Annotated in this window: 10 protein-coding genes; 2 read left to right on the forward strand and 8 right to left on the reverse strand. The window is 60.4% G+C overall.

Features of this window, described 5'->3' with window-relative positions; translation table 11 throughout:
- The first annotated feature begins 251 nt into the window (after nt 1-251).
- Nucleotides 252-6,368 carry a membrane-targeted effector domain-containing toxin gene (locus tag ALQ04_RS12330; RefSeq protein ID WP_122316038.1) on the forward strand — a complete coding sequence of 2,039 codons (6,117 nt, stop codon included), beginning with the start codon at nt 252-254 and terminating at the stop codon, nt 6,366-6,368.
- 21 nt (nt 6,369-6,389) lie between these two features.
- On the opposite strand, the gene ALQ04_RS12335 is transcribed toward ALQ04_RS12330, so the two are convergent.
- The 8 genes from ALQ04_RS12335 to glnE all read right to left on the reverse strand — a co-directional run bounded on the left by ALQ04_RS12335 (nt 6,390) and on the right by glnE (nt 16,507).
- Nucleotides 6,390-7,835: a lipopolysaccharide kinase InaA family protein gene (locus tag ALQ04_RS12335; RefSeq protein WP_122316039.1), complete on the reverse strand. Its 1,446-nt coding sequence runs from the start codon at nt 7,833-7,835 to the stop codon at nt 6,390-6,392.
- Complete coding sequence (locus ALQ04_RS12340; RefSeq protein WP_122316040.1) at nt 7,835-8,614, reverse strand: lipopolysaccharide kinase InaA family protein; 780 nt, start codon at nt 8,612-8,614, stop codon at nt 7,835-7,837. The genes ALQ04_RS12335 and ALQ04_RS12340 overlap by 1 nt, the downstream gene beginning before the upstream one ends.
- Nucleotides 8,611-9,345: a lipopolysaccharide kinase InaA family protein gene (locus ALQ04_RS12345; RefSeq protein ID WP_122316041.1), complete on the reverse strand. Its 735-nt coding sequence runs from the start codon at nt 9,343-9,345 to the stop codon at nt 8,611-8,613. Before ALQ04_RS12345 ends, ALQ04_RS12340 begins: the two co-directional genes overlap by 4 nt.
- A complete protein-coding gene (gene rfaP / locus ALQ04_RS12350) occupies nt 9,345-10,151 on the reverse strand; it encodes a lipopolysaccharide core heptose(I) kinase RfaP (RefSeq protein WP_122316042.1) in 807 nt (268 codons plus the stop codon). Before rfaP ends, ALQ04_RS12345 begins: the two co-directional genes overlap by 1 nt.
- The gene (locus ALQ04_RS12355) at nt 10,148-11,272 is read right to left on the reverse strand and encodes a glycosyltransferase family 4 protein (RefSeq protein ID WP_122316043.1); all 1,125 of its coding nucleotides are present in this window, start codon (nt 11,270-11,272) and stop codon (nt 10,148-10,150) included. Before ALQ04_RS12355 ends, rfaP begins: the two co-directional genes overlap by 4 nt.
- Nucleotides 11,272-12,336 (reverse strand): lipopolysaccharide heptosyltransferase I, encoded by a 1,065-nt coding sequence (gene waaC, locus ALQ04_RS12360; protein ID WP_122316044.1) that lies wholly within the window; start codon nt 12,334-12,336, stop codon nt 11,272-11,274. Before waaC ends, ALQ04_RS12355 begins: the two co-directional genes overlap by 1 nt.
- 2 nt (nt 12,337-12,338) lie before the next feature.
- Nucleotides 12,339-13,373, reverse strand: a complete 1,035-nt coding sequence (waaF, locus tag ALQ04_RS12365; protein WP_122316045.1) for a lipopolysaccharide heptosyltransferase II — start codon at nt 13,371-13,373, stop codon at nt 12,339-12,341.
- A 179-nt stretch (nt 13,374-13,552) separates the two neighbouring features.
- Entirely contained in the window at nt 13,553-16,507 is a 2,955-nt protein-coding gene (glnE, locus tag ALQ04_RS12370; RefSeq protein WP_122316046.1) for a bifunctional [glutamate--ammonia ligase]-adenylyl-L-tyrosine phosphorylase/[glutamate--ammonia-ligase] adenylyltransferase, read from the reverse strand.
- A 382-nt stretch (nt 16,508-16,889) separates the two neighbouring features.
- Between glnE and aceE the strand changes: the two genes are divergently transcribed.
- Nucleotides 16,890-19,535, forward strand: a complete 2,646-nt coding sequence (gene aceE, locus ALQ04_RS12375) for a pyruvate dehydrogenase (acetyl-transferring), homodimeric type (RefSeq protein ID WP_122316047.1) — start codon at nt 16,890-16,892, stop codon at nt 19,533-19,535.
- Nucleotides 19,536-19,576: the final 41 nt, after the last annotated feature.

Here is a 19,576-nt window from a genome sequence, read left to right on the forward strand (position 1 = left end):
AGGGACAACTTAAAGCGCGCGATTATAGCGTAATGACCGGGGATTTGGCTCGGGGGCTGAAAGCGGATCGGAAGATATAACCGGATGTAACGCCTGAAAAGCCCTGCGACCGGCGTTGGCAGGTTTCTCCCGGCCAATAATTATCTACACCAGCGTGACTATCCACTTCTGATTGATTGAGGCCCATCACAGTCGGCCCGACGGCCCTCAATCAAACCCCAGCGCTTGAAGTGCTCACGGAAGTAAACACGATGCAGACATTGCCTCCCTCCCCGGAATTTCCCGACGATACCTTGCCCGCCGCTTTGGCCGCACTGAAGAGGCTCGCAGCGCTGAACATCAGCCTGCTCGGCGAACTGGACATGCTGCCCATGCCCGACGATGCCTTGCTGAATGCGATCACCGACCTGGACAGTCCACGAACGGAACAGCAGACCTCCAGCCTGTTGCAGCGCATCAACGATTTCTGGGATACGCCCAGTGCGGCTTACGGAACCCGCTACGAGAAATTCCTGAGCGGCATGCAGCAAGCCCTGCGCGATGAACTGAACGTCAAGATCCACGAGCGCGACCTGACGGCCCGGTATGTTGCCTGCCTGCCCGCCTCGCGCCGTCGGTCGGACGACCCGCCACCAACTCCCGCGAAAAACTTTGCCCTGCGGATACAGCTTCAGGAGGACCGGCAGGTCGAAGTGGCTGGCGCGCTGGTAATGACCCAGGAGCAGGGCCATACCTTGCTGGTGCTGCCCGGCATCGGCGCAACGGGTTTTACCAGTCAGGCAGAGATGTGCGAAACCCTCGCCCTCTGGCTCAATACCCCGACCTTGAAAGATGCGCTGCTCAACAGCATCGAACAGCGCCAGCAGGACTTGCTGAGAGAGATCGACAACGATCCTGACCTGCATCTCGAACCGTTCAGCGCCGCCGACCTGTTGCTCATGCCCGTCATCGGCTCGCCCTACGCCCACGCCATGGACCAGCTACTCGACAAGCAGCGCAGGGATGTCCATTACGCCTGCACACGACCTCGGCTCGATGATGCGGAAAAACACCAGACACTGATCCGTGAAGCGATTGGCATGCGCGGCCTGTTCGGTCCCGGTGCCATGCTGGAACTGCGCGAGCTGGCCGCCCTGGAAAGCCGCTATCGCCGCAGCCTGCCGGACTGGATCAAGCTTGCCAGTCACGGTGATCGCAATACTTACGCCGCACGACTGCGACAATACGATCAGGCCCGCACCGTCACTCTCAGCGCCCTCAGTGCGGCAGCGTCTCCCGAGCAGTTTGCCAGGGCACAACTGCGCATGCGCCTGGCCAACGATCTGGGCCATGATCTGGACCCCGGCGCGATAAAGGTCAGCACCCGCCGCAGCCTTGCCGTGACAGGCGAACCCTACACGGTGACCCGTTCCCTGACGGATCTGGCCTTGTACGGCCTGCATCCTGACGACCGAACGGCAGGTTCGGAGTTTCTCCAGCACACGACCTTCAGTCTCGAAGACGAGCCGCTGGACCCCGGCTATTCGTCCTTGACCCCGGCCTACCTGGCCCAGCTCATCGACGACCTGGAGCTGCGCCTGGCCTTCGCCGAATTCCAGAAGAGCGAGTACCGCAAGGAGCACAACCAGCAGCTCATGCAACTCCTGACTCGTCGACAGATCAGCGCCCTGGCTTATGCGGCAAAGATGCAGGGGCATATCCGTCCCGAGGATTTCAGCCTCGTCGAAACCGTGGCGACCCCGCTACAGAACAGCGCCGATTACCGACTGCACATCCAGCAGATCAGGCTCGACCGGCATGTGCTGAGCAAACTGCTGGTGATTCGCCAGGAGACGCCAGCCGGCCAGCTGGAACGCCTGATCATGGTTGCCGTGGATGCTCCGCATTCCCAGTGCTTCTGGGCCTTCGACAATGAAACCCAGCTACGACATGAACTGATCGGCTGGGTGGTGTCGGAACCACTGTGCGAATACCTGCTCAAGCAGGTGGAGGTTGCCGAACGCACAGACCTTGCCACGCAACTGTCCGCCCTGAAGCTCAAGCCTTACCCGCCGAAAGGTTTCATCGAGCTGCCCGGCCTGGCGGACTTTGATGCGGGGCTGCGGATTCTCGCCGAACAGCATGTTCGCGTGGCGCTGTCCGAGCAGGAACGCCACACGCCGCAATGGTATCGCCAGGCCAGCCACGCACAGCGCCAGGAACTGGTGGCTCTGGAGGATGCGGCCAACGGCGCGCTCAGGAACTACGAGGCCAGGCCGCACACCCGCATGCAGCCGTTCAAGGCCTATGTCCATGAGCGGGCCAGCGAACAGATCGGCAAGCTGCTCAACGTGCCGACCGGCAGCGTAGACCCTGATCTCATCGTGATCACCAGCGAACGCGAGACGATTACCTACACCGACATGCTGCTCAATGGCTACGACGACAGCATCGGTATCATCCACAGCACTGCCGATACCCAGGCAACCTTCAGCGGACCGGTCGGGGTGAATCTCAGCGTGTTGTCACCCATGAGTGTCGCGGCCTCGGTACGCGACAAATGGCTGGCCGACGATTACATCGCACTCGTCAACAGCACCCTGCTCAACCCCGCTTCGCGTGGCTACGAGTACCGTCGCAAGACCAGCCTGCTGATGACCCAGTTGCAGATGAAAGCCGCCGCCTTGCGCAGCCTGCTCAAGGGCCATATCAGCGCGGTCCAGTATCAGTGGCTGCGGGACTCCATCGACCATGCTCACCTGAGCGATCCCCGGATCCGCGAGCAATATCCGCTGTATCCCCTGCAGATCCACGTGGATAAACCCTTTATCGCTTCGGGGCTGGACGGCATCGAGCAACTGGTGATTCCCGACACCAACCTCATCCACATCGAAACCGTGCAAGGCTGTATTGCCGTTCTACCCATGTCCATCAGGCAGACAGCGCTGCTGTACACGCCGCTGGCGCCGGACGGCATCGAATTCCGCCTGTTCAGCAGCTTCACTGATTCGCTCAAGACCCCTGGCATGATCGATTACTACAAGGATCGCTGCCGGATAAAGTCCGGCAAGACCCTGTCGTTCTTCCTTAACGACATGCGCCAGGGCAATGCCAACAAGGCGCCCTTCCTGCCCCGGGAGTCCATTTCCGATTTCGCGGACACCTGCTTCAATCGCCCGATCATGCGCAAGCTGCGCGACGTGGAAGAAACCACTACCGGGCGCAACGACATGCTGGCCAGGGTGATCTGGAGCAGCATCGAGGTGATCGCCACCGTGATTACCCTGCCTTTTCCGCCTGCCAGCTTTGCCGTGGGCGTCCTGCTGTCCCTGCATGACACCGTACGCGCCCTCCAGGCCTTGCGTAACGGCGATAGCGAAACGGCCCGAGGCTATATTTTGACTTCGATCCTCAACAGTTTCGGTGCTGCTGGCGACCTGCATTCAGGCCTCAAGGGTTTCGGCGGCGTGATTCGCCAGGTCGGCCCGCCACCGCCACCTCACTCCGTGCTGCGCCCGGTGCACAAGTCACCGTCACTGCCGCGCTACGAGGATCTGTATCCGATCAACCTGTCCGACGAGCCCTTCCTGGTCGGCAAACCGGACAGCAACGGTTACTTCCCGGTACTGCGCAATGTCGGCGCGCCTTCGGCAGAGGTCGATAACACCGGGCAGTTCGTCAGGCCCGGCGCCAACGGCACATGGCAGCCCACAGGCCCGTCGCTCGGCGCGGCAAGTCCTTCGGCTGCGGGCGCGCCCAAGGGGTTTGAAGTCAGGCTTTCCCTGCGCAACGTGCCGCGCATGAGCGACGGCCACGGCAAAGGGGTCTGTACCCTCAATGGCAAGCATTACATCGAACTGTCCGGAACGACCTTTGAAGTGCAGTACGACGCCCAGCTACGCTGCTGGCAAATCATCGACCCGGACAACCCGTTCGCCTTCTTCGGCAAACAACCGGTGCGTCTTGATGAACAGGGCCAATGGCAGCTCACAGACCAGGCCCAGTTACGCGGTGGCGGACTGGAAGGGCCACAGAATTACCGCCTCTTGCCGGAAGACGAAGCCGCCAATCCGGGCACAACCCTTGGCGATTACCAGCTACCGGAATCGATGCAGCCGCACATGGACCTGATTATCAGCAAGGAAGGCTACGACCCGAGCGGCCTTGGCATGATGCAGTACTTTGAAACCTATTTTGTCGAGATGCGCCAGACGTTCGGCACGCTCAGGGAAAAGCTGTACCGGGATGCCAATGCATTTTTCGGCTCACCCTCCCTGCCACCGCGTCCGCCATTGCCAACCCTTGAACCTGGAGCAACGCTCGACAACCTGTTCGAGAGCCTGTTTGCCAACAGCAAGGGGCTGGTCCTGAGCGAAGCGCCAAAATCAGTCGCCAGCAAACGCCTGCTCATCCAGAACATGCCGCTGCTGGTAAAGGAGCGGGTCGAAATCCTCTACATCGAGCATCTGTTTACCGACAAACATCTGCCAAAACTGGCCCGCTACCGCCAACTGGGCAAGAAAACCCGCTCCGGCTCCCATGAAATCAAGGATCACCTTGAATACATCAACAACAAGGCACTGGATAACAAGACGACCGAATACGACTATTACCACCTGGTCAAGGTCGCCCACCGCCATGGCATCGAAGTCCGTCCGTTCAGCTCTTCGATCAGCTATCCGCTGATCATGCACCCTGTCGAATCGGCCGCAGGCGACGTCGCCGCAGGCCACAAGATGAGCAATTTCTTTGGTCACAAATTGATCAGCAGCGACGTGGCGGGCGATCCGTCGAGGCGCTGGATTGCCCTGCTCGATCAAAAGCTGGCGACCACCCAGGGCCATCTGCCCGGCATTGCCGAACTCGAAGGCGTGCCCAGCGTGCATATTCAGGACGTTGCAGGCGGACGTCCGACCCGGATCAAAAGCGCTGCCGCCGGCTCGACGTCAGCCGACTCGGTATCGCGTTGCGACTTCACGATAGAGTTCGCCAACCCGCTGATCATCGCTCCGACATCACCGCTGCCGCAGAGCACGCTGCTGGATATGGCCCTGTACAAGGAACTGGGCAAAAAGCCAAGCCTTGGCACAGAGGATATCTGGGCCGGCGAATACGGCTTTCGCTGGGATGAAACCCATGGCTGGTTGCGTATCGAGCCCGAGCTATGGAAACCCAACAGCCCGCTGACCGCGATCCAGCAGTCATTGGCAGACACCAACTACGAACTGCCGCTGGAAAACCGGGGCACCCTGTACCAACTGGCCAACTTCGAGCACAAAGGGCTCGATCAGAACTATTTATTCCAGGACCCGGACATGAGCACGGTGCGGGGCAAGTTCTTCGCAGTACGCAGCAAGCTGCAAGCCGATGCCCGCGAGATCATCTCCTCCGAGCTGCCGCCACGCCCGACCATACCCGAGATCGATCCGAAAACCCCGTTGCCCGACTTTCTGCAAACGCTTTATCAACACACCGATGGCCTGGTGATTGGCGAAGGGCATTCGTCAGTGGTCAGCAAGCGCTTGATTATCGACAACCTGCCGCTGTTGTCGCAGCAAAACGTCAAGACGCTGTACATGGAACACATGCTTGCCGATCTGCATCAGGCGGACCTTGATCGATTCTTCGAGACCGGGCAAATGAGCAAGACCCTGCTGCATGACCTGAAGCGACTCGACCGGGGACACAGAACCGACCCGAACAGGATCTACAACTATGAGCAACTGGTGCTCAAGGCCCAGCAGCACGGGGTGGAGATCCGCGCCATCGACTGCTCGGCAAGCTACCACCTCAAAGGCATCCTGGGCGATGCACCGACCACGCGCCAGCAGATGATGAACCACTTTGCGTCCCTCACCATTCGCAAGCATCAGCAAATCATGGGACAGCACAAATGGATTGCCCTGGTCGGCAACAGCCACTCCAACACCTTCCGACAGATCGTCCCCGGCCTCGCCGAACTTGAAGGCGGGATCGGCCTGCGTATTGCAGGTGTGCCGCCCGGTCAGTCCAGAGGTGTAATCGCCGACCCCGGAGAGATAGTCAGGATCGGCCTGGGTAGTGAAACCGTGCCGATCAAAGGCGACTATCTGGTGGAAATGGAAGTGCGCGGCGCCGTGCAAGCCGTTCGCCCGCCCATGCCTTTGCCGATCGAGCAGCGCCTGAGCAACCCCGGCATGTTTCTCATCGAACAGTCGGAAGACGGTCTGCAAACGGTTGTCCATCGCTCACGCGATACGCGCATTCATCGCACTCCGGTGCACGTCAATGCCGAAGGCAGGGTCTATCTGGAGCGGCCAAGCTGGGCAAGTGTGCACCTGACGCCTTATGACAACATGGATATGCTGGTAAAAGCGCTCGAAGACATGTTCCTCACCCGCGTGGCCTGACCTGCGCCAGGGCGTTCAGGCTCAGGGCTGTTCGCCTTTCGGCAAGCGCTGCTCCAGCAATCGGTGCAGCGCACTTCCCGCCGGCCAGTTGCGCATGAAGCGCGCCCGGTCACGGGCGAATGCGCTGGCGAACGAGCCCGGCGATGAGTGTTGCTGCATGGCGTCCAGATCGATCAGCGCCCAGCGATCCTCATGCCAGAACAGGTTATGGCCCTTGAAGTCGCCATGGCTGATGCGCTCGCGGATCAACTGTGTGAACAAGTGCTCCAGCGCCTGCAACTCATGCTCCGGCACATCACCCGAGGCTTCATAAGGCGCGAAGCGCTTGATGATGTCCTCTCCCGGCAGAAACTCGGTGACCAGATACGCCTTGTTGCGAAGGCCAAGGACACGTTGCTCGCGTATCGCCAGCGGCTTTGGCGTGGCGATCCCCAGAAACATCAGTCGATTGGCCTCTCGCCAGGAATACCAGGCCCGGCTCGGGCGCCAGAAGCGCTTGAGCCAGTGACCGAAACTCTTGATGTTGTAGCGCTTGATCACCAGCGGGCGACCATTGACCTCGACCCGCCCGACACTTGCGGCGCCACCGGTCTTGTACAGATGCCCCTGATCGAGCAAGGCGTCGGCCTGCTCCAGCACGGGCAGCATGGCGGCCTCTTCTTCACGGCGAATGGCGCGGAACTGCGAAGCGCTATCCTCGACGCTGAACAGACTGCAATCGCGCCCGGTCTTGCTCATGTAGTCCTTAAGGCGCCAGAGACGGACCTTGTCGATCTGCTTCTGCAAGGCTTCCATGGGCAAGGCGTGTTCGGCGTTGCTCAACAGGTAATGCACCAGCAACTCTTCGGTGAACGGTTCCAGGGTCTTGGGCAACTGGGCGAAAAACACCCCAAGATTTTCCAGCACCGCCTGCCGCGATAACGGCTTGCCGGCCTCTTCAGCGCGAATGCCCGCGCCGTCGATCAGATACAACTGGCCGTGGTGACGCAGCAGGTTGTCCAGATGCAGGTCTTCCTGCCACAAGCCTTTGGCATGCAACAAGGCAATGGCGGACAGCGCCTCGGCCAGCACCGCTTGCTGTTCATCGGCCAGCGGCGGCAGGTTCTCGACCTGACTCCAGGCGCTGCCAAGGCTCTCGGCATTATCCAGAAACTCGAACAGCAACCAGCCGCCCTCGCCTTCCTGCAAGCCATCGGCCAGCAGCAAGGGGGTTGTCAGGCCTTGCTCGGCCAGCAGCCGGACACCGTCCAGCTCACGTTGAAAATGCCGGGCCGCCTTGCTGCCGACCAGCAGCTTGGCCAGCACCGGGCGACCACGCCAGATGCCTGCGCCGACATAACGCTGCCCCGGCAGCACGCGCAACAGCGTCAAGAGCTGCAGATCGGCCGCGCCAATTGCATCGGCCAGGGTCACGCTCAGTGGCAGCTCAGGGGTGCGCCCGACATTCTTGAGTTCAGACAAACGCATCAGCGTGCCTCTTTGTGGTCACGTTGATGAAGATCGCGCTTGTGCTTGCCGCGCTTGCCCAGGCGCAAACGCCAGGCATCGACCTGAGCGCTGTCGGGGGCGGCCTGTAGATAGGCGGCCAGCAGCACGCGCAACTCGGCGTCGCCCCAGGCGTCGGCACGGCGCAGCAAAGGCTCCAGGTCCTTGATCTGGTCGCGCTGGCCAAACAACACCGGGCGGGTTTTCTCCAGATCGATCAGTTGCGCCTGATAGGCATCGCCATGGGCCTGCAGGAAAATATGCTTGGGGTAGAAGCAACCATGAACCTGTCTGGCGTGGTGCAGTGTGCGCGCCAATTGTCCACAGGCCTGCACAATCGCTACCTGCTGACCGGCATCCAGCCCGGACCATTGCTGAAGCAAGGCATCCAGGTCAGTCCAGCCATCCAGCGCACGGGTCATCAGAATTGCCCGGCGCTCGCCATTGACCTTGCTCTCGCCATAGAACACCGCCTGCAGGGCCGGGATACCGAGTTTCCGGTAGCGATTGATATTACGAAACTCGCGGGAAAACGACGGCTCGCCAAACGGATGGTGCAGGGTATGGGTCAGGTAATTGCTCTGACGCTTCAGATAAAAGCCCTGACCGTCCAGCTCCAGGCGACACACGCTGCTCCAGCCGCCGCGCCCGGTGTTGGGCTCATCGACGGCATCGAGCTTTTTATCCCACAGCGCCTGAAAATCGGCCAGACCATGACGCTCAAGCAAGGCACGCTCGGAACCGGCAATGAAAACGCTCATTCGCGCCCCTCGAAGAAACTGACGATATGGCGGATGCGCTTCTTGTCGGAAGCATTCAAGCGATCACGCTGACGGTACTGCAAGTAGAAGCGCAGCCGCTGGGTCGCGGACAAATGATACTTGGCAACCTTGTCCAGGCAGGCCAGATCCTTGGTGATCCGGTAGCGCAGCATGAAGCTGCGCCAGAACGCACCGTTGGGGCAATCGATGAAAAACAGCCTGGACTGGTCGTCGACCAACAGATTGCGCCATTTCAAATCGTTATGGGTGAAGTGCTCGTCATGCATGATCCGGGTGCAGCGCGCCAGTTGGCGGCTGATCACATCGACCCAGGCACGATCCGCAAGCCGCGGGTCCCGGGCGAGTGCCAGTGCAGACAAATCCTCGGTACGCGGCAACTCGCGGGTAATCAAGGCACCGCGATCATAGGCTGCGCCCTTGCGCTCCAGGCCCCAGGCCACTACGTCGGCGGTCGGAATCCCCCATTTGGCGAAACGCTTGAGGTTCTGCCATTCGGACTTGACCCGTGGCCGCCCCAGATAACGCCGCAGGCCTTTACCGGCGCCGGTGTAGCGCTTGACGTAATAGGTCACGCCGCCACGCTCCACCCGGATCACCTCCGAGAGCAGGTCGCTGGTCAGGCGCTCGCCTTGCAAGGCAAAAACCGCATCCAGACTGCCGAAGTCCTCAGCCAGAAAGGCGTATTCCGGCTCAAGAGTCCAACCCGCCATCAGAGCGCATCTCCGTAACGCAATTTACGCTGATACAACTTTTCCGCCTTTTTATCCAGCCAACGCAGCAATGAGGCTTCCCGAGCCAGCACTTCGCGCAGTGGCTTCTGGAAATACCCTTTGAGAAAACGCAGTTTGTCGCGTTTGGTCAGACCGATGTCCAGCGCCGAGAAATACAGCGCCGCCAGATCCTTGTTACGCCAGCGCGGGGTGATAGCGCGGCGGGTCTGGGCACGGTGCAGGTCGATGACCGACAGTTTGAAATCATCTGCCGTCACCGGCCTGTCGGTATGCAACAGGAAGTGGCAGATATAACAGTCGCGGTGATTGACCCCGGCCCGATGCATCATTCCGACCATGCGCGCGACTTCGGCAATGAACGCCCGCTTCAAGCGTGGCTCGGGCGGCTCGTTGCGCCAGTTGATGCTGACATCTTCCAGGCTTTCGGTCGGCGCCAGCTCTTCGGTGATAATGAAGGAGTGCTGAGCCGCCGGATTGCCGCCGCGCTCGCCATAGGCCACGGCGGTCATGGTCGGCACGCCGACTTCATGCAGTCGCGCTATCGCTTCCCATTCCTTGCCAGCGCCCAGTACCGGCAGCTTGGCGGTCACCAGATTCTTGGCGATCTCGCTCCAGCCGATACCACGGTGAATCTTGACGAAGTAACCGCGGCCATCGACCTCGGTGCGCAGCGTGCTGCGCCCTTCCAGTTCGCGATAGACCAGCCCTTGCAGCGCTTCGACTTCGGCGAATGCATCGCGTCCGGCCCAACGGCTCTTGAAGGGTTCAGCGAGGAACAGCTTCATTGATCGTGCTCCGCCAGAATCACATCGGCTGCGTGCTGCGGCATGCTGTAAAGGTCCGCCGTATCGGCGAACGCCAGGCCATTTCGGCCCCAGGTGCTACGCGCCGCATCGTCTTCGAGCATCTTTACCAGATAACGGTTGAGCTGTGTCTGCTCGAACGGATCGTCCAGAACCATACCGCTGTCGGCTTCGGCAATGTAATGGGCATAGCCACACACCGCGCTGACCAGCACCGGCAAACCGGCCACCAGCGCTTCGAGCAGCACCGTGCCGGTGTTCTCGTTATAGGCCGGGTGAATCAACAGATCGGCACCCAGCAGGAAACGCGGAATATCGCTACGCCCTTTCATGAAGGTCACTTGCTCACCCAGGCCCAATGCTGCGCTTTGTAGCTGGAATACCTTGGGGTCGTCCTGGCCGATTACAAACAGCCGCGTGCGTTTCTTGAGTTCGCCAGGCAAGGCCGCCAGCGCCTTGAGGCTGCGGTCCACGCCCTTGGTCTTGAAGCCCGAGCCGATCTGGACCAGCAGCAGGTCATCGTCGGCCAGACCGAACTCCTGGCGGAACCCGGCACGAATCGCTGGCGCATCGGCCGGCGCACGGCGGTCCTGAGAGATGCCCGGTGGCAGCAGGTGGAAGCGCGACAGCGGAGTGTCGTAATGCTTGATGAACAGCGGCTGCTGCACTTCGGAAATCATCAGTACCCGGGTTTTCGCCTCTCTGGCAAAGACTGCCCGCTCGTACTCGGCAAAGTGGCGATAGCGGCCCCATTTGCGGTACAGCGAGTTGCGCAGGTTCTGCGCCTTGTCCTCGAAACAGCCATCGGCGGCGTAATACACATCCAGGCCCGGCATCTTGTTGAAGCCGATCAGGCGATCAACCGGACGCTTGGCCAGATCCGCTTCCATCCAGGCGCTGAGTTTCTCGTTGCGACGATGATTGAAGAACGCCTTGACCGGCGCCACCAGCACCTCGAAGCCTGGAGGCACATCACCTTCCCAGATCAGGGTGTAGACGCGGATCTGATGGCCGCGTTGCTGGCACTCCAGCGCAATGCGCATGAAGTCGCGTTGCAGGCCACCGAACGGGAAATATTTATAGAGTACGAAAGCCAGTTGCATCAGTGGTGTTCCTTTGCCAGCAACAGCGCGCCCAACTGGCTCGCTACCCGCTCGGGATTCAAACGAGTGAAGCACATGGGCCACTCGCGTTTCAGATCGAACCGCGCCTGATCGTCAGCCGTCGGTTGATAGGTACATTTCTTTTGCAGGCAGGGCGCACAGGCCGGGTAATCGGCAGCCAGATGCACCTGCGACTTGCCATAGGCACCGGTCAGGCCCGGATTGGTCGGGCCGAACAGGGAAATGGTCGGCACATCCAGCGCAGCGGCCAGATGACCGATACCGGTATCCACCGCCACACAGGCCTGGGCACCGGCCAGCACCCGGGCCACGCCTGCCAGGTTCAGCCTGGGCAATACCTGCGTATTATCCAGGCCTTCGGCGATACGCTCGGCACGGGCCTTTTCTGCCGGATTGCCCCACGGCAGACGCACTTGCAGGCCGCGCAGGGCCATCAGTTCTGCCAGTTGCCGCCAGTAATCCTCGGGCCAGTGCTTGGTGGCCCAGGTCGTACCATGCAGAAACAGCACAAAGGGTGCTTCGAGCGCTTCATCCAGTGCCGCCAGACGCTTGAGGCCGTAATTGCCAAGGTCTGTCGGTACTGGGTAACCCAGCGCCTGAGCGAATAACTGGCGTAACCGTTCGACCGCATGTTGCCCGCGCGCCACCGGGTAAGGCCGGTCATAAAAGCGGCTGGCAATCGGTTCGCGGGCCGAATGCTTGTCCAGCCCCGCCACCGGCGCATTGACATAACGGGTCAGCCAGGCGCTCTTGAACAAGCCCTGGGCATCGATGACCACGTCATAATGCGTCTCGCGCAAACGTTGCTTGAAGCCCTGCCACTCGCCAGTCTTGAAAGTTTGCCAGAGGTTCTTGCGCCAGCGACGGATCGCCACCGGAATCACCTTGTCCACAGCCGGATGCCAGGTCGGAATCTCGGCAAAGCCCTCTTCCACCACCCAGTCGAAACGAATACCGGGCAGCGCGTTGGCCGCATCGGTCAGCGCTGGCAAGGCGTGAATCACGTCGCCCAGCGAAGAAGTCTTGATCAGCAATACCCGCAAAGTCAGGCGACCTCCACCGGGGTGCCGCCCAGGCGACCCAACGCCTGGACCACAGACTCGGGCTCAAGCAGGCGCATGCAGTTGTAATGGCCGAAACGGCAGGTCCGCTCAAAACACGGACTGCACTCGATACCCAACTGCACAATCTCGACTTCATCGGCCAACGGTGGAGTAAAGCCGGGCGATGTCGAACCGTAGACTGCCACCAGCGGGCGGTTCAGCGCCGCGGCCACGTGCATCAGCCCTGAATCGTTGGACACCACGGCGTCGGCGCAGGACAGCAGGTCGATAGCTTCGGCCAGCGAGGTTTCGCCGCTGAGATTGATCGACTCTTCACGCAGCCCCGGAATCAGGTAATCGCGAATGCTCTCGCCGACCGGATGATCCTTTTTCGAGCCAAACAGCCAGACCTGCCAGCCTTCACGAATCCTCGACTCGGCCACCTGAGCATAATGCTCGGCCGGCCAGCGCTTGGACTCACCGAACTCGGCACCAGGGCATAGCGCCAGTACCGGACGATCCAGGCTCAGGCCGAACTTGGCCAGCGCCGTATCACGCACTGCCGTGTCGATTTTCAGGCTCGGCCTGGGATAGGGACGCGGCAACTCGACGCCCTTGTCGAAGGCCATGGCCATGAAGCGCTCGATCATCAACGGATAGCGCTGTTTGTCCAGCACCCGCACATCGTTGAGCAGACCGTAGCGGAACTCGCCGCGCCAGCCGGTGCGCTTGGGGATACCGGCAAAAAAAGGCACCAGCGCGGACTTGAGCGAGTTGGGCAGCAGAATTGCCTGGTCATACTGACCGGCCAGCGACTTGCCGATCCGGCGTCGGGTTGCCAGTTCCAGCGCGCCATGCCCCAGCGGAAAGCTCAAGGCAGCCCGCACTTCAGGCATGCGCTCCAGCAGCGGACGGCTCCATTCAGGAGCCAGCACATCGATTTCGCACTCGGGATGGCGCTGCTTCAGACACTGGAACAGCGTTTGCGCCATCACCATGTCCCCGACCCAGCTCGGCCCAACGATAAGAATTTTCATGCTCGATCCAAAAACAGCCAGGGAGGCTTGTCAGGTTGCGTGACCTTCCCACACAACCTGACGCCTCCCTGTCATAGCTATATATAGCGCTCGATAAACGCAGGAGCGAACTCATTCGCGAAAGGGCCAGAGCAACAGGAACATCCCTTCGCGGATGAATCCGCTCCCACCTCATGGGGTCAGGTCAATCCCGACTCACTCCAGATCCGCATCACTTCCCGCCGCTCGACCTCGAACTGATCACCGGCCACTGTACCGGCCTGGTTCTGCAATGCCTGACGGTGCGCTGCCGCGCGGTATGCCTTGTAGGCTTCGCGCAACAGGCTGGCATCGACACCAGGCAGCAATCCGGCCTCTTCCAGGCCTTCGAGAATACGAATGTTATCGGTATAGCGCAGCAGTGCGGGATGTTCTCTGGACCACGCCAAGGCCGCGTATTGCACCATAAATTCGATATCGACGATACCACCGGCGTCCTGCTTCAGATCGAACACCATCGCCGGATCGAAAGCATTCGCTCCGCGTCCCGCCGTGGTCAGCCGGGTCCCGAGGTTATCGCGCATCTTGGCGCGCATCTCGCTGACTTCTGCGCGCAGTTTGTCCAGATCGCGCTCGCGCCCCAGCACCGCAGCCCGAACCTTGCCGAACTCGCTGCCCACATCGGAACTGCCGACCAGAACCCGGGCACGTACCAGCGCCTGATGCTCCCAGGTCCAGGCTTCATTTTCCTGATAACGGGCAAAAGCCCCCAGCGAACTGACCAACAGGCCTGATGCGCCAGAAGGTCGCAAGCGCATGTCGACTTCATAAAGCTGGCCGGAGTTGGTCTGGGTCGTCAGCAGGTGGATGATCCGCTGGCCCAGGCGAGTGAAGAACTGCGCACCGTCGATGGGCTTGGCGCCATCGGTTTCGGCCTGCGGGTCGCCGTCATGAATAAAGACCAGATCCAGGTCCGAACCATGCCCCAGCTCGATACCGCCGACCTTGCCGTAGCCGACAATCACGAAGCTCGGATCGCACAGACTGCCATCAGGCCGCGCAGGCGTGCCGTGCCGGGCCACCGTATGCCGCCAGGCCAGCGCCAGCACCTGCTCCAGAATCGCTTCGGCCAGCCAGGTCAGGTAATCGCTGACTTTCATCAATGGCAAGCTGCCGGATATCTCCGACGCCGCAACTCGCAGGCGATGCGCGAGCTTGAAATGGCGCAAGGCTTCCATCTGCTGTTCCAGGTCATCCTCGGGAATGCGGATCAACCGCTCATGCAGCTCGGCGGCCAGTTCCGGCGCCAATGGCGGCTTGAACAACCGTCCTTCGTTGAGCAGTTCGTCGAGCAACAGCGGAAAGCGGGCAATCTGCTCGGCGATCCACGGACTGGCCGCACACAAGGTCAGCAGACGTCGCAGTGCATCGGGGTTTTCCGTGAGCAACACCAGATAAGCCGAACGGCGCGCCACAGCCTCGACCAACGGCAGCACCCGCTCAAGCACCAGATCCGGGTTTTGATGCTCGACCGCCTGAGCCAGCAGACGGGGAATGAAGGCGTCCAGACGCTCGCGCCCCAGACGCTGCATCGAACGCAGTTGCGGGCTGCCACGCAGGTTGGCCAGTTGCTTGATGGCCTTGTCGGCTTCGACAAACCCGGCTTGCGACAACTGGCGGCAAGCCGCCTCTTCATCCTGGGATTCCTGCCACAGCGGCAGCCATTCACCGCCGACGATGACCTCGCCGTCATCCTCTTGCTCGTCGTCATCGGAGTCCGGGTCGGCAATCACCTGGCGGAAATGCCATGAAACACGATTGCGCCAATGCATCAGCCGCTCATGGAAAGTCGGCCAGTCGGCAAAGCCCAGCATCATGGCTATGCGCGCCTGATCCTGTTGATTGTCGGGCAGCATCTGCGTCTGGCGGTCGGCGATGGCCTGGATCGCATGTTCGGTGTAGCGCAGGAATTCATAACCTTCGCGCAACTCGTCGGTCACCGCAGACGGTAGATAACCCTGGCCTTCCAGGGTTTTCAGCACCTTGAACAGGGGACGCTGCTGCAGACTCAGGTCGCGACCACCGTGGATCAACTGGAAGGCCTGGGCAATGAACTCCACTTCACGAATGCCGCCCGCTCCCAGCTTGATGTTCTCGGCCATGCCCTTGCGCCGGACTTCCTGCTGGATCAACTGCTTCATGGTGCGCAGTGCTTCGATGGCGGAGAAATCCAGATAACGCCGATAGACGAACGGTCGCAGCATTTGCAGCAATTGCTCGCCGGCAACCTGATCGCCGCCCACCACCCGGGCCTTGATCATGGCGTAGCGTTCCCAGTCGCGGCCCTGATCCTGGTAATACTGCTCCAGCGCATTGAAACTCAGCACCAGCGCCCCGGATGAACCGTAGGGCCGCAGACGCATATCGACGCGGAACACGAAGCCATCGACCGTGACCGGGTCCAGCGCCTTGATCAGGCGTTGTCCCAGGCGAATGAAAAATTCCTGGTTATCCAGCGCGCGTTTCGCACCGACTGTCTCGCCGCCTTCGGGGTAAGCGAAGATCAGGTCGATATCCGAAGACAGGTTCAGTTCCACGGCACCCAGCTTGCCCATGCCGAGAATCACCATCTGCTGCGGCTCGCCGCTGCGACGCCCGGTTGGCGTGCCGAGCAACTGGCAGTGCCGCTCGTACAGCCATTGATAGGCCAGGTCGATGCAGCCATCTGCCATCTCGGACAGATCACGGCAGGTTTCGATCAAATCTGCCTGACGGGTAAGATCGCGCCAGATAATCCGCACTTGCTGGCGCATGCGTTGCCGACGTAGATTACGCCCCAGCTCATCATCGCTGCTGGCAGTCAGGACTGCGGCAGCTATTTGCCCGCGCAACTCGCCGGCACTGAAACTGCGTTCCAGCTCGCCTGATTCGGCCAGCTCCAGCAGCATGCGAGGATCGCGACAGACCTGCTCGGTGACGAAGTCACTGGCCGCGCAGACCCGGTCGAAAGCCTTGCGCCGCGCCTCGGGCCATGCCTCGAAAGAAGCCAGTGAATCCTCTGGCAAAGCAGCAAGCGCGGTACGAAATGTCTGTTGTGCACGGGTAACTAAAGGCAGCAGGATGGCCGGAAAATCGGCCAGCGAAGGTAGGCTCATGGTCTATCCTTGATCGGCGTACGAAGGACTACCTGCCATGTCCGCAAGATCCATGCGCAACCACCGACTGTCGAACAAAGGTTATAAATTGCTGAAAAATTCGCTTTACTAGCACAAGTCGCCAATTTTTCACCTTGATATATAAAGTTCCAATCAACGGTAACGTTTTATCTCACAACACGACAGGAGCGATTTGGTCGCTTCTCTGTAGTTTTACTACTAGGCATGTAACTCGAAGGGCTGAAATGGTCGTCGATTTGTAGTAAAACTACACGCCGCCGGAACAACCTCCGGTAATCCAAGAATTTATGTCGTCTGCCCACAAGGCCAGTCGCAAACTCAGGCAACCGATTCTGGAAGCCTTTCCGCCCTGGAGCAAGCCATGCAAGACCTCGATCCCGTCGAAACCCAGGAATGGCTGGACGCCCTGGAATCGGTTCTCGACAAAGAAGGCGAAGACCGTGCTCATTACCTGATGACCCGTATGGGCGAACTGGCCACTCGTAGTGGTTCGCAACTGCCTTACGCCATCACCACGCCTTACCGCAACACCATTCCGGTTACCCACGAAGCACGCATGCCTGGCGACCTGTTCATGGAACGCCGCATTCGCTCGCTGGTACGCTGGAACGCATTGGCAATGGTTGTCAAAACCAACCTGAACGACCCGGACCTGGGCGGTCACATCTCCAGCTTCGCTTCCAGCGCGACGCTGTATGACATCGGTTTCAACTACTTCTTCCAGGCCCCGACCGACGAGCACGGCGGCGACCTGATCTACTTCCAGGGTCACGCTTCCCCGGGCGTCTACGCTCGTGCGTTCCTCGAAGGCCGCATCACCGAAGACCAGATGAACAACTTCCGTCAGGAAGTCGACGGCAAAGGTCTGTCTTCCTATCCGCACCCATGGCTGATGCCTGATTTCTGGCAGTTCCCGACCGTATCCATGGGTCTGGGCCCGATCCAGGCGATCTACCAGGCGCGTTTCATGAAGTACATGGAAAGCCGTGGCTACATCCCTGCCGGCAAGCAGAAGATCTGGTGCTTCATGGGCGACGGCGAGTGCGACGAGCCGGAATCCCTGGGCGCAATCGCTCTGGCCGGTCGTGAGAAGCTCGACAACCTGATCTTCGTCATCAACTGCAACCTGCAGCGTCTTGATGGCCCGGTTCGCGGCAACGCCAAGATCATCCAGGAACTCGAAGGCGTGTTCCGTGGTGCCCAGTGGAACGTCAACAAAGTCATCTGGGGCCGTTTCTGGGACCCGCTGCTGGCCAAGGACACCAACGGTGCACTGCAACGCCGCATGGACGAAGTCATCGACGGCGAGTACCAGAACTACAAGGCCAAGGACGGAGCGTTCGTTCGCGAGCACTTCTTCAACACGCCTGAACTCAAGGCCATGGTCGAAGACCTGTCCGACGACGAAATCTGGAAGCTCAACCGTGGTGGCCACGACCCGTACAAGGTCTACGCGGCTTACCATCAGGCGGTCAACCACAAGGAACAGCCGACTGTCATCCTGGCCAAGACCATCAAGGGTTACGGTACAGGTGCAGGCGAAGCCAAGAACACCGCGCACAACACCAAGAAGGTCGATGTCGACAGCCTGCGTCACTTCCGTGACCGCTTCGACGTGCCGATCAAGGACGCCGACCTGGAAAAACTGCCGTTCTTCCGTCCGGAAGAAGGCAGCGCCGAAGCCCGTTACCTGGCCGAGCGCCGCAGCGCCCTGGGCGGTTTCGTGCCACAGCGTCGCGCCAAGAGCTTCAGCATCCCGACACCTCCGCTGGAAACGCTGAAAGCGATCCTCGACGGCTCGGGCGACCGTGAAATCTCCACCACCATGGCCTTCGTGCGGATCCTCGCGCAACTGGTCAAGGACAAGGAAATCGGCCAGCGCATCGTTCCGATCATCCCGGACGAAGCCCGTACCTTCGGTATGGAAGGCATGTTCCGTCAGTTGGGCATCTACTCGTCGGTCGGCCAGCTCTACGAGCCAGTCGATAAAGACCAGGTGATGTTCTACCGCGAGGACAAGAAGGGCCAGATCCTCGAGGAAGGCATCAACGAAGCCGGCGCCATGTCGTCGTTCATCGCTGCCGGTACTTCCTACAGCAACCACAACCAGCCGATGCTGCCGTTCTACATCTTCTACTCGATGTTCGGCTTCCAGCGGATCGGTGACCTGGCATGGGCCGCTGGCGACAGCCGCACCCGTGGCTTCCTGATCGGCGGCACCGCCGGCCGTACCACGCTGAACGGCGAAGGCCTGCAGCACGAAGACGGTCACAGCCACATCCTGGCCGCCACCGTGCCGAACTGCCGCACCTATGATCCGACCTACGGCTACGAGCTGGCGGTGATCATCCAGGACGGCATGAAGAAGATGACCGAAGAACAACAGGACATCTTCTACTACATCACCGTGATGAACGAAGCCTACACCCAGCCAGCCATCCCGGCCGGCGTCGAGGAAGGCATCATCAAGGGCATGTACCTGCTCGAGGAAGACACCAAGGCCGCGGCGCACCACGTCCAGTTGCTGGGCTCGGGCACCATCCTGCGTGAAGTCCGCGAAGCAGCGAAGATCCTGCGCGACGAATTCAACGTCGGCGCTGACGTCTGGAGCGTTACCAGCTTCAACGAACTGCGTCGCGATGGTCTGGCAGTAGAGCGCTCCAACCGCCTGCACCCAGGCCAGAAGCCTCAGCAGACCTACGTCGAGCAATGCCTGAGCGGTCGCAAGGGTCCGGTCATCGCATCGACCGACTACATGAAGCTGTTCGCTGACCAGATCCGTCAGTGGGTTCCATCCAAGGAATACAAAGTGCTGGGCACCGACGGTTTCGGCCGTAGCGACAGCCGCCGCAAGCTGCGTCACTTCTTTGAAGTCGACCGCAACTTCGTGGTGCTGGCAGCCCTGGAAGCCTTGGCTGACCGTGGCGACATCGAACCTAAAGTCGTGGCCGAGGCCATTGCCAAGTTCGGTATCGATCCTGAAAAACGCAACCCACTGGACTGTTAAGAGCCTGCTTCAACATCGGTAACCTGCGCTGATCAAGAGCG

The organism is Pseudomonas cichorii, assembly GCF_003700275.1.
GTDB lineage: Bacteria > Pseudomonadota > Gammaproteobacteria > Pseudomonadales > Pseudomonadaceae > Aquipseudomonas > Aquipseudomonas cichorii_B.